Origin of the sequence: Arthrobacter sp. efr-133-R2A-120, from assembly GCF_030209835.1 — a bacterium.
Classification (GTDB): domain Bacteria; phylum Actinomycetota; class Actinomycetes; order Actinomycetales; family Micrococcaceae; genus Arthrobacter.
The window spans coordinates 72,336-84,063 of the sequence record NZ_JARVRF010000036.1 but is presented as its reverse complement, the minus strand read 5'-3'; the positions used below and the strand labels follow the sequence as shown (position 1 = coordinate 84,063).

The 11,728-nt window shown below is 63.5% G+C and carries 8 protein-coding genes; 1 reads left to right on the top strand and 7 read right to left on the bottom strand.

All coding sequences use genetic code 11. The features are described from left to right. Window positions 1–77 precede the first annotated feature (77 nt). Window positions 78–413, top strand: coding sequence for a hypothetical protein (locus tag QRN52_RS16685; protein ID WP_284754387.1), 336 nt, complete (start codon window positions 78–80; stop codon window positions 411–413). 346 nt (window positions 414–759) lie between these two features. Here QRN52_RS16685 and QRN52_RS16680 read toward each other — a convergent pair whose 3' ends face one another. From QRN52_RS16680 to QRN52_RS16650, 7 genes are all read right to left on the bottom strand, one after another. Continuing rightward, window positions 760–969 carry a YegP family protein gene (locus QRN52_RS16680; RefSeq protein ID WP_284754385.1) on the bottom strand — a complete coding sequence of 70 codons (210 nt, stop codon included), beginning with the start codon at window positions 967–969 and terminating at the stop codon, window positions 760–762. A 62-nt stretch (window positions 970–1,031) separates the two neighbouring features. Further along, window positions 1,032–1,853 carry a class C sortase gene (locus tag QRN52_RS16675; RefSeq protein WP_284754384.1) on the bottom strand — a complete coding sequence of 274 codons (822 nt, stop codon included), beginning with the start codon at window positions 1,851–1,853 and terminating at the stop codon, window positions 1,032–1,034. 239 nt (window positions 1,854–2,092) lie between these two features. Beyond that, window positions 2,093–3,562: a SpaH/EbpB family LPXTG-anchored major pilin gene (locus QRN52_RS16670; protein ID WP_284754382.1), complete on the bottom strand. Its 1,470-nt coding sequence runs from the start codon at window positions 3,560–3,562 to the stop codon at window positions 2,093–2,095. A gap of 44 nt (window positions 3,563–3,606) precedes the next feature. Beyond that, window positions 3,607–6,990 (bottom strand): DUF7927 domain-containing protein, encoded by a 3,384-nt coding sequence (locus tag QRN52_RS16665; RefSeq protein WP_284754380.1) that lies wholly within the window; start codon window positions 6,988–6,990, stop codon window positions 3,607–3,609. A gap of 235 nt (window positions 6,991–7,225) precedes the next feature. Then, window positions 7,226–9,853, bottom strand: coding sequence for a SpaH/EbpB family LPXTG-anchored major pilin (locus tag QRN52_RS16660; protein ID WP_284754378.1), 2,628 nt, complete (start codon window positions 9,851–9,853; stop codon window positions 7,226–7,228). 143 nt (window positions 9,854–9,996) lie between these two features. Then, entirely contained in the window at window positions 9,997–10,353 is a 357-nt protein-coding gene (locus QRN52_RS16655; RefSeq protein WP_284754377.1) for a GNAT family N-acetyltransferase, read from the bottom strand. Next, the gene (locus QRN52_RS16650) at window positions 10,350–11,696 is read right to left on the bottom strand and encodes an acyltransferase family protein (protein WP_284754376.1); all 1,347 of its coding nucleotides are present in this window, start codon (window positions 11,694–11,696) and stop codon (window positions 10,350–10,352) included. Before QRN52_RS16650 ends, QRN52_RS16655 begins: the two co-directional genes overlap by 4 nt. Between the last annotated feature and the right edge of the window lie 32 nt (window positions 11,697–11,728).

The following is an 11,728-nucleotide window of genomic DNA, read 5'->3' as shown; positions in this document are numbered from 1 at the left end:
CGCGGTAGAGTGCTAAAAAGTGCGCCTTTCGAGCCTCACTGGAGGGCCACGGCACACCAAACCGGGGGAAACGGACAATGGACGAGGCTCGGGCCAGGATTGAATTCCGCGAAATCGACGAGCACGGCAATGCGCTGGAGCATCGCCTAGAGACAGCGGAGGCGCCTCGGAGGGCCTCGGTGAATCCGTTCATCATCGGGTTGTGGGTGCTGGAGGTGGCTCTCGTCATAGCCATCATGGTGATCATCAATGAGGCCATGGCCCCGTTCATCCCCAGCCCGGGAAATACGATGCCGTTCGCGTACGTCCTGATGAACATGACCCCGCAGCTTCTCCAGGCCGCCGCCTTGATCCTGGCGACACTGCTTTTCTGGCATGCCTGGCAATGGCAGAAAAGGAAGGCGCAAAAGTAGGCACCCGCCCGGCGATGGAGGACTTCCGCGGCGGCAGTTCGGCCTGATTACGGCAATGGCAGAGGTGGCGTGCGGCTGGGGGTCTCAGATCCAGCCGCACGCCGTGCAGGGATCCGTTGATCCCTGCACGCGCCCGGGGCCGCGGGTCGCATGGGGGCGCGCCGCCCTATGGGCACGGCCTGACATGAGGTCCATCGGGAACGCCTCCGTAGCGGCCCCCCAATAGGTCCGCCAGGAGTCTCATTCCATCCCATGCCAGGCACTAACTTTGTGTCGCTGGGGTGCGAATCGTGTCGCGAACGCCGCAAGATGTTTCCGAAAGTCTGTCCAAATCCCTGGGCTGGACTTAGTCGGCGGGGCGGTTTTCCGGCGTCGAACCGGTGAGATCAACGATGCGCCCATAGACGGCGGCCTCGCGAACTGACCAGATTGCTGCGATTGCCGCATCCTGGTCCTCAAAAGCCGTGGAGGTGAGGAGCACGTCGCCATTTCCGGTAACAAGTTGGAACCGCAGACAGGCATCCGCGTCAACGTAGAGATTGAATTGTGAGGCCATTGTGGTGCTTCCTTGTCGGGGGTTAGATGCGCCCCGGGCCTTTGCACGCCCAGGCGTTTGGATCATCGGACTCGTCGACGGTTCCAGGCAAGAAAAGCCAGGTAGAAGGCCAGCAAGCCGCCCACGAAGTAGACGATCCAGTACGGGAATCCAATGTTGGCTTGGCGCCCTGCCAGCGTTTTCTGTTCCGGTGCGTCTTTGGGGATGTCTGCGATCCGGGAGGCGTGAACTAGGAGCCGGTGTGAGTTCACTCCGATGGGGGTACACGTTACCAAAGTGATGGAGTCCTCCCCCGCGGTGATTTTCAGTGAGGAAATGTCATCCGGTTTGACCACTTCGATCCTGTTTACCTTGTAGAGGAACGTGTGGTCCATGACTTCGGTGGAGAAGATGTCACCCGTTTTCGCGCTGTGGAGGGGATTGAAGAGTTCCGCATTCGGAATCCCCGAGTGCGATGTCAGGACGCTGTGCGTGCCCGGGCCGCCTACGGGAAGGGAGGAGCCGTAGAGGTGGCCCACGCCTTTGGCTAGAACGTCATCGCTGGTTCCGTGGAAGATCGGCAGATCAATGTTCAGGGACGGGTAGCGGAATCTTCCGACCACGTCGTCGTTGGCTACGTTCAACTGGCTCTGATAATCCCGCAGCTGCCCTTCCAATGCCGGCATCGGGGCCTGGGCGGAGTAGGGGTCCCGCAGTTGTCCGCCGGGGATCCGGGAGTTGTATTCGCCTGCCCGGTCCAACACTTTCGTCCGGGCCGAGGGTTCAAGCTGTTCGACTTCCTGCGCATAGCCGGAAAGTTGGCTGCTGTGGGATATCGAGCTGAACCAGTCAGCTGCCTGGGGGTAAAGGACCAGGCCCAGGCCGATTGCGGCGATGACCATCATCGTGAAAAGCCTGCGGTCAGCAAGACCTGATCGGATGCGCTTGCGTCCCGCCGCCGGTCTCCGGGTCCTATGGCGCCGAGGAGGGCCTTCCGGGCCAGGTTCGGAACCCTCCATGAATTCTTTGAGGGTTTGGGTCATTGGGGCCTCTTGCTTTGATGGACGGGAGCGGTATGGGGCATCCACCATACTGGTGGATGCCCCATACCCTGCATCAAGGGATGCGGGTCACCGAGGGGTGTTTACTTTGCCTCGTTGCGCTTCCGTCGGCCGGTGACCATGAAGAGACCGGCGCCTGCCAGCACGAGGATCCCTCCGGCGGTCAGGGCCCAGGTTCCGACACCACCGGTGAGGGGCAGCTGGAACCCGGCGTTATGCGGGACGTTGTTGATCGTCACTGTGACCACTGACGGGTCGTTGCTGGTGACCGTGGTCTCGACTGGCTGGGCGAGCAGCTCGTAGCCGGACGGGGCCTTGGTCTCCACAAGCCAGTAGCTCTGGTAGCCGGGCTGGCCCGGGGTCACTGTTGCCCCGTTGGCCCAGTTGGAGTAGCGCAGTCCGGAGATCACTAGGTTGCCGCTGGCATCGGTGGTCCAGGAACTGACCCCTCCGACGCTGATCGCGTTCGTGCCGGCCAGGGCGTCGGCCTGGGTCGGGTAGACCGAGAACACAGCGCCGGCCAGGGCCGCGGAGCTCTGGGAATCCTTCTTGTGCAGCACGATGTCGCCCCACTTGGTAATAACTGGAGGAGTGACGACCGGACCGTTGGGCTGGCCCGGAGCGATGGCGAAGCTGGCCGCGTTCGGGTAGACAAGAGCCGTGTTCGCGATCTCACCGACCGTGATGACGGTGGAGTTCACCGTCACCAGGACCTTGGCCGTGGGGTTGGCCGCGAGCACGGCCCGGCCGGTGGCGGTGAAGTCGACCGTGAGGGTATTCGTGGCCGTATCGAACGCGACCGTGTAATCGGTGTTCAACACCAGTGCCGCGTTGTTCGAAAGCGCAACTGTCGAGCTGGTGTAGCTCAGCTTCGAATCGAGCTTATCGACAATCCGGTACCCATCGATCGGGTTGACGTTGGGAATGTCGGACGTGATGGTCCACGTTACCGCGTCACCAAGCCTGATCGCGGAGGCGTCGTTCACGGTCTTCGTCGCTGTGGTCACGGCGTTCTTGGGGTAGACGTTCACGTCATACAGCCAGCCGTTCCCGCCCGCGGGGTCCGTCATTGGAAGGGTCACCAGGAACGGGGCCGAGGGAGTGACACCGGCAGGATAGCCGGTCTCCGTCACCAGATACAGGCCCAGCGGAAGGTTCCCCAGGCTCGCCGTTCCGCTCGCGTCCGTCGTGGTCGTGGAGCCCGGGGTGGCCGCCTGCGCCGCGGCCTGGGCCGGAGTCAAGGCTGCCGCGGCAGTCCAGCCGGCGTTGGTCGTCAGGTCAATGTTGTTGACCTTCTGCACCGTGAACGTCACCCCGGCCATCGGGGTCAGTGCCGCGGTCTGGGCCGGGGTCAGTGCCGTTCCATCGTTGGGCAGGTTCGTCGGCGTCGCCGGCTTCTCGTACTTATGGATTGTCAACGAACCTGTCTTGGACGGATCGATGTTCGCGGTGTTCGCCGCGTGTGCACCTCCGGCTCCGAGGGCGAGCATCCCAGCTGAGGCTATTGCGGCCAGAGAGGCTATTATGCCGCGCCTCACCTTCGATGATTTCATCGTGTTCCTTTCTTGTTTCCCCCATTGATTTGCGCGGAGCTGCGCTAAGGAGTTTGGGTTTGTGGGGTCTTGTTCGCTCGCCTGAAGACGATGAGGGCGAGGGAAGTCATGAGGGCGAGGATCCCGAGAACCGTTCCGCCGAAGATGGCGGCAGTGCCTGGCCCACCGGCGAATGGAAGCTTGACGGACGCCATATCCAGGACAGTGATGGTCTGGTTGTTTGCTGTTACTGACGTTCCTGCGGTGGCTGAGTCCAAGGCGATGCTGCCGTTCGGCGCAATGGTGAACTTCACGGGGGTGGCCAGAAGCGAGTAGCCGTCCGGGGCTTTGGTTTCGAGCAGCCAGTAGGTCCCAGGAAGCAAATTCCTGACCTCGACCAGTCCGGGTGACCCCGATACTGGGCTGTTCACTCCGACGACGGTGGGACCCATTTGCCCTGCAGCATCGTTGTGGATCTCAAAGGTCGAGCCGGTCAGCGGGACGGTGGAACCCTGGGTTGTCCCGGGTCCTGCCTTTTGCACGAACAGGTGGCCGGTAGTGGGATTCGTGGTGAAACATGCAGGGTCAAGTGGCGCCGAGCCTCCGGTGACGCATCGTGCCGGAGGGACGATCCCGTTGCCGGTTGCCCCGTTCTTCACGGTGACGAGCCATGCATTCGCGTTGACCGTCACCGAATAGGTCAACACTGCCGTGCCGTTGCCGGGCAGAGTGAATGAAGGAGTCGCCAACGTGCTGCCGGTACCCGGATCCGGGACTGCGAGGGGTGTACTGCCATTGACGGTCAGATTCGCGGACCCGGCGGTGAACGTGGCGTTGTTCAGTACCTGGCTCAGGTCATCGGTGAGGATGACACCGGTGATGGGATTGGCGGTGGAGTTGGTGGCGGTCACCGTATACGTGATCACCCTGTTTGCGCTTGGATCGCCCGGGTTGATGGAGGTTCCGGAAGCAGGGGATGCTGTCTTGCCCAGGGTCCACACGCCCACGGGATTGACCGTGCAGGTGGCACTTCCGGCCGGGCAGCTCGTTGGCGGAGTGATGGTGGTTGATGGTGTCAGGTAGTTCTCGAGCGAAGCATCACCCAAATTGCCGGCGCTATTGACCTTCACTTGATACGTGACGACGCTCTTCGCGCCGGCAGCGACGGTGCCCGTGACGGCCAGGGTTCTCGGCGCTGCCCCCGAGTTGTTCGTGACAACCAAGGGAGTCCCGCTCGTGGCCGTCGTGGTGATGGAGTTGGCTACGAGAGTCGAGGCATCCAGAACGTCCGCGAGCCAGTCGGTGTAACTGACTGCAGCCGGGGCGGTGCCGGTGGTGTTGTCAAAGGACAGCGAGTAGCTCAGAACCTGCCCGGGCTGGACCATGGTCCCGGCCACCGGATCCACGTTTTTGGAGGCCACCAGATTGGGCGTCAGGGAGTCACAGGCGGAGTTGTCCGTCGTCGGGCCCTGCTCCTGGCCAGCCGGCAACGCAACCGAGTTGAACAGACCTGTCCCCGGGCCGGCGCACGCCGGCACTGGAGTGGTGTTGGTGTAGTGGAACGTCACCGCGAGGTTGAAGGTCTGCGTGACCCCTGGACCGATGGCAGAACCCGCCGGAGCCAGGGTGTAAGGACCGGCGGTCGACGACGACCCACCAGCAGGAGCACCGCTCCCGGTAGTCGTCCAAGCAGCACTCGTTGCAGCCAGGTTCGGGGCGAACGCCGGAGTGTCGGCCAGGGTGCCGTAGGTCCCGGCCACCGAGCCGGTGTTGGCCACGGTGACGGTGTAGTTGGCGACAAAGTTGCCGTTCGCATCCGGACCGGTGACCGTGCCGGGCTGCTTGGCTACGTTGATGATCGGCTGGGCGGTGTTTGACAGGGTGCAGGTAATGTTCGCCCCGGCCACCGGGGTGATGGCCAGCGAACCGCTGAACGCGGCACCGACGGGCAAACCGGTCTGCAGGCCGAACGAGTCCGTACAGGTAATGGTGCCGGCATAGTTCGCAAGGTTGGCCGTACCGGCGGCCGCTTCGGTCAGGGTATACGCGGTTCCAGCCGTGGCCACGTAGGCGCCGGTGGTGCCGGTTCCCGCAGTTACTGACGATCCCGTACCTGTCGTGGTCGAGTTAGTCGTGTTGTTAACCACCGCGCCTGTCGCCCCGCCGGTGCGGATCTGCACGGCGAACTGGTCCGTTGCCGCCTGACGCGGCGCTCCGAGCGCCTTGGTCAGGGTGATCCGCGGCGCCCGGACGGTCAGGGTGGCGTTCGCGGGCGGGTTGAGGTTGGTCACGATGTTCGCGGGACCGTTGACATACGTCCCCTCTCCAGCTGCCGTCACATTGAACGTGATGGTGCAGGATGCCTGCCCTACGGCAAGATCACCGCCCGTGGCCGTGAAGGTGTTCGATCCGGCGGCTCCCGTTTTGACGAATGCGGCACCGGTCACCTGGGCACACGTTCCGCCGATCGCGGGGTTAGGGGCGATCACGACGCCGGCGGGCAGCGTATCGGTGATGCTCCAGTCGTTCTTCGCCTTCAGGTCGCTGGTATTGGTCACGGTGAGCGTCACGGTGGAGGCCTGGCCGGGGGCAATGAGCGCAGGACTGAACGACTTGTCCAACTGCGGGGTCACGTCGACGATCTGGGGCAGGTCGAACGCCACGTCGTTACCCGAGCCACTGGTCTGGGCGTTGTACAGAGACAGCCCGAGGTTCGCGGTCGTTCCGGTCGGAATCATGTACGCCGCTGACTGCAATTTGGTCACCTGAGTCGACCAGTCAGTGGAACTGGTGCATGGGTTCAGCCCGGAGCTCAGCACGATCGGAGTGCCGTTCACGAGAAGACTGAATGTCTCCTGCGGTTGACTGGCGCCGCCCTGGGCAGGACAGTTCACAGCCGCGAAATAGGCCGACACGGCGTAGTAGTGCCCGGCGATCGCGGGAATGGTCTTCACTGTGCGGAATTCCGTGCCGGCTGTGATGGAACCGCTCAAGGCATTCGTGTACTCCGTCAGTGCCTGATTCGTTTGTGCTTGCGCCGGGCTCTGCCCCTGCGCTATGCCGAGTGCTTGGGCCATGCTCCGTAGCGAGGGCCACGTGGTGCCGAGGTTGCGCTGGCAACCAGCGTCTGAGGCCGGAGGATTGGGCGTGGTCCAACTCATGATCCAGCCGTTGCACTGGTTTCCAGCCGGCGTCCATTGCGGGTCCGCCGTGTACGTCGAGAACGCGGCTGCCGCACCGCCGGTGTAGTTCAGGATGTTGATGGCAGCCGCCGAAGCATCCTGACTGCTGAAGTCTTCGGTGTAAACCGGCGTACCCGCCTGAGGCACTCCCGGGGTTCCTGGCGTCGTCGCATACGCGGGTGAAGGCAGGGCGCCGCCCAGGCCAAGGCAGACAATCGTGACGGCGAGGAGAATTGCCAGCAGCTTGGCTGGAAGGGACTGCTTCATGGGCTTTTCTTGCATCACTTTCGGGAGCGGGCACGCAGGTGGTCTCTAGCCATCAAGTGCGCGCTTCCCGCGATTCGTGTCGCAGAAAACAGATTCAATTTTTTGAAATAACTGGGGAGAAACTGCCACCCACTGAAACAGTGGGAGCTATTCGCGGATCGTGACGCGAAAATCGGAAAGTATTTTCGGAGCAAGAGGCTGGGTCATGCTCCGGGCAGCCAGCAGCGCGGGGCGCTTATTTTGCTTCGTTGCGCTTCCGGCGGCCGGTGACCGTGAACAGGCCTGCGCCTGCGAGCACGAGGATCCCGCCTGCGGGCAGGGCCCAGGTTCCCACGCCGGTGAACGGCAACTGGAATCCGGAGTTCTGCTTGACGTTGCCGATCGTCACCGAGACGGCGGACGGGTCGGAACTGGTAACCGTGGTTTCAACCGGCTGGGCAAGCAGCGCGTAGCCGCCCGGAGCCTTGGTCTCCACCAGCCAGTACGACTGGTAACCGGGCTGGCCCGGGCTGACGTCAGTTCCATTGGCCCGGTTGGAATACCGAAGGCCGGAGATCACCAAGTTGCCGCTGTCGTCGGTGGTCCAGGAGTTGACGCCGGCGACGCTGATCGCGTTGGTGCCGGCCAAGGCATCGGCTTGGCTCGGGTACACCGAGAACACAGCGCCGGCCAGCGCTGCAGAGCTCTGGGAATCCTTCTTGTGCAAAACGATGTTGCCCCACTTGGTGGTGCTTACGGGAGGCATGACCACCGGACCGCCGGGCTGGCCAGGGGCGATGTTGAAACTGGCCGCGCTCGGGTAGAAGAGAGCCGTGTTCGTGATCTCACCAACGGTATTCACCGTGGAATTCACCGTCGCCAGGACCTTTGCCGTGGGGTTCGCAGCCAGAATGGCGCGCCCGCTGGCGGTGAAGTCGACCGTGAGGGTATTCGTGGCCGCATCGAACACGATCGTGTAATCCGTATTCAGCGCCAACGCCGCGTTGTTGGACAGCGCGACGGTCGAGTTGGTGTAGCTCAGCTTCGAATCCAGCTTGTCGACGATCCTGTACCCATCGATCGGGCTGACATTGGGGATGTCGGAGGTAATGGTCCACTGCACGTTGTCCCCGAGTTTGGCGACGGACGCATCGTTGACGGTCTTCGTCGCCCCGGTCACCGCGTTCTTGGGGTAGACGTTCACGTCATACAACCAGCCGTTCCCGCCGGTAGGATCCTTCATCGGCAGTGTCACTAGGAACGGGGCCGTGGGAGTCACACCGGCCGGATAGCCGGTCTCCGTCACGAGGTACAGGCCCAGGGGAAGGTTTCTCAGGGTCGCCGTTCCGGTCCCGTCCGTCGTCGTGATAGAGCCGGGGCTCGCTGCCTGCGCCGCGGCCTGGGCGGGGGTCAGGGCCGCCGCCGCAGCCCAGCCCGCGTTGGTCGTCAGGTCAATGTTGTTCACCTTCTGCACCGTGAACGTCACCCCCGCCATCGGCGTCAGCCCCTGCAACTGCGCGGCGGTCAAAGCCGTTCCATCGTTGGGCAGACTGGTCGCCGTGGCCGGCTTCTCATACTTATGGATAGTCAACGAACCCGTCAGCCGAATGGGGGTTGTGATGACGGGTTCGGAATCAACCACCCTGACCGTCTGCTGCGGCACAGGAACCGCTTCCGGCGCGATTGGCGCGGGCGCCGGGGGTTCCGGCACCGCGATGGCGGACGCGTCCGCCGTCGGCGCCGAGCTCGGTGCGGGTGCCGTTGGTGCCGTCGGGGGCCGTTCCGGCACGGACTGTGGGGCCGACGGCGCGCTGCTCGGAACATCGGCTTCAGCGAGTGGCGCCGGGCCGGCCTGTCCCAGCCACGCGAGGATGCCCCCGATCACCAGGCCGCCCACGACCAACGCGGCGACTGCCATCGTCCAAACTCCACCCACTGAGCGCAGTCCGGCGGCGGCCGGTTCGGCCCCTCCCGGAAGGAGCGTCTTGGGAAGGAACGGCTTGGGAAGGAATGGCTCCGGGAGAACCCCGCCGGGGAGAAGCGTCTCCAGCAGTGCTGTTCCGGGGAGGAATCCGGCGGTCACTTCCGGTGTGAAGACCACCCCGACCACCAAGGGGAAGACAAGCGCCCTCATGCCCGCCTGGACATCGTTGAGTTCCATCAGCACGGCCGTGCACTTCGGACACTCCTCCAAGTGGGCCGTGACCTTCTCGTAGGACGCGCGTTTCAGGCCGCCGCGGGCGTACTTTCCCAGCTGGCTCGAAAATTCGGCGCATGGGTCGTCGCTGTCCAAGCTGATGTGGTTTTGCAGGTAGGCCTGCCGGAGCCCCTCACGCGCCCGGATCACGAGTGACGAAACGCCGTTGGGGCTCAATCCGATAAAGGGTGCGGCTGCGGCAGGTTTCAGGCCTTCGATGTCCACGTGCCAGAGGGCCGCCTGCCAGCGTTCCGGAAGCGACTTGAACGCCTTCGCCATGGTGCTGGACTCAAAGGCGTCCAGAACGCTGTCCGCGTCGACGGCAACGGTATCCAAGACGTCGACGTCGCCTACGACCTGAGTACGCCTTGCCTTCCGGTTCCGGTCGTAGGCAATTCGCCGCACGGCGGTCAGAAGATAGGAGCGGAAGAACTGGTCCGGTCCCTTGCCCTCAGTGAGGGCTTGGAAAATCGAAGCAAAAGCCTCGGACACAACGTCGTCGGCGTCACTGGCATTGTCTGTCTGCGCGCGGGCAACAAACTGGGCCGCTGCCACATGTCGCTGGAACAGCACATCGAAGGCGGAAAAATCGCCGTCACGCACCATCGCCATGATTTGAGGGTCGCTGTGCCCGACGGTCAACGACGCGTCCCCACCCTCCGAACCGTCCTTTGAAACCTGCCCCATAGCAACCCAGTGTGACAGCAACAGAGTTTGTGACTTGAATTTTACTTCGAACCCGGTTAGTCAACGGCACCGAGCTTGTTTACGCCACGGGTATCACAAAACTTTGCCACGCCGCCAGGCACGGGCCGGGCACGGCGGACTGACTAATCGTTCCCCGGTTCCCCCACCGGCGGTTCCGGCGGCCAGTCGACGTCGAGCTCGTAGCCCTCATGCTTGCCCAGATAGGCGGCGATGAACGGGCAATGCGGGATGATCCGCTTGCCGGAGGCGACGACGTCATCCAAGGCAAAGTGCGCCAGGACCTTGGCCAGCCCGCGGCCTTTGAACTTGGGGCGCGTCTCGGTGTGGAGGAAGTCGATGTGGCCGGGTTTGTCCATGAACTGCGAGATCACGGCTACTTCACCGTCAACCAGAAGCTCGTAGCGGTGGAATTTGTCGTTCCTGACCGTTGTCACGTCCGGGCTGAACGACTCTGCGGTTGAATCCGTGAACTCAGTCATGAGTCGAGATTCGCACGTAAACCGGGCTCTGGCAATGGCACCGCAGGGGCACCGGGAACCGCCGGGGACAGGACTCCGGCAGGCACCCGTCCCAGCAGTAACACTCCCAGCGCGAAGCACGCCGCTCCCCCAGCGAGGAGTGTCAGCGTGAGTCCGTTGAAGGCGGCGTCCACTACCGGAATGAAGACCATGACGCCGGCAGTCACCACCGCGACGTGCGTCCTGCCGCGCGCGTGGCTGGCCGCCGTCGGGCGCTCTTCAAGTCTGCCGCACAGCAGCAGGACCGGGAGCAAGAGCAAGAGGACGCCGAGCAGCACAAGCGGGCGGGCCCACCACCATTCGGCTGTACCGGCCGCCGGCTTGGGGAAGTCGGTGAGCAGAAGCAGCCCCGACATGGCTGCGAGCAGCGGCAAATGCCACAGATAGACCGTCATGGACCGTCGGCCCGCCACGGTCACCATCCAACGGATCCAGCGCACGCCGGCCGCCCAGGCAAGAGCAGGGCGCAGCAATTGGAGGGTCGCCGCCTGGGACAGGCCCAGCAGCAGCATGCAGAAGTTGGGCGGATTCAGGTCCACGATCATGTTTCCGGAGTAGACCCCGATCCCGGTCACGAACCCCAGCAGCAGGTTGCTGCCCACGATCAACCCCGCGAACCAGCCCCGGCTGCGTCCGGCGAAGATGCCGTCGGCAATGAAGAAGCCGAATTGCTGGACCGCGCACCACACGAAGAGCATATTGACGAAGGCGAGCATCGGAAACGCTCCGCGCAGGGAGTCCAGGGTGATCACTGCGGCGACGAGCCCGCTGAGGGTCAACCACGGGGAATGTCCGTGCAGGCGGGCCAGCAGAGGAACACTCAGTTGGGTAGCGAGGTACGCGGCCAGGAACCACAAGGGCATTCCCGCCCCGGTCGCGATGAGCTGGACCACTTCCGGGTCGACGCCGAGTAGGCTTGCGGCCCACAACCCCACGAACATCGAGGCCAGCAGCGCGGTTGCCGGACGGATGAGGCGCAAGAGACGCAGTTGAGCGTAGTCGACGCCGGAGCCGCCCCGCGCACGCAAGCGACGCCACGATTCCAGTCCCGTGATGCCGCCAAGGACGAAGAACAGCGGCATCACTTGGAACACCCACAGGACGGGTTCGAACCAGTGCTGTTCCATCAGCGTGTTTTCGGTGGTGACGGTCCCGTCGGGGTGCAGGACCGGGCTGACCATCATGCAGTGCGAGAGCACCACCAGAATGAGGCAGAAGAACCGGGCGAGATCGATCACGGGATCACGCGAGCGGCCAAATGCGGCCATGCCCGCCGACGTCTTCTGTTGCCTCGAGAATCCCATTGCGCTCCCTCGCGAACTGCTGAGACCATTGT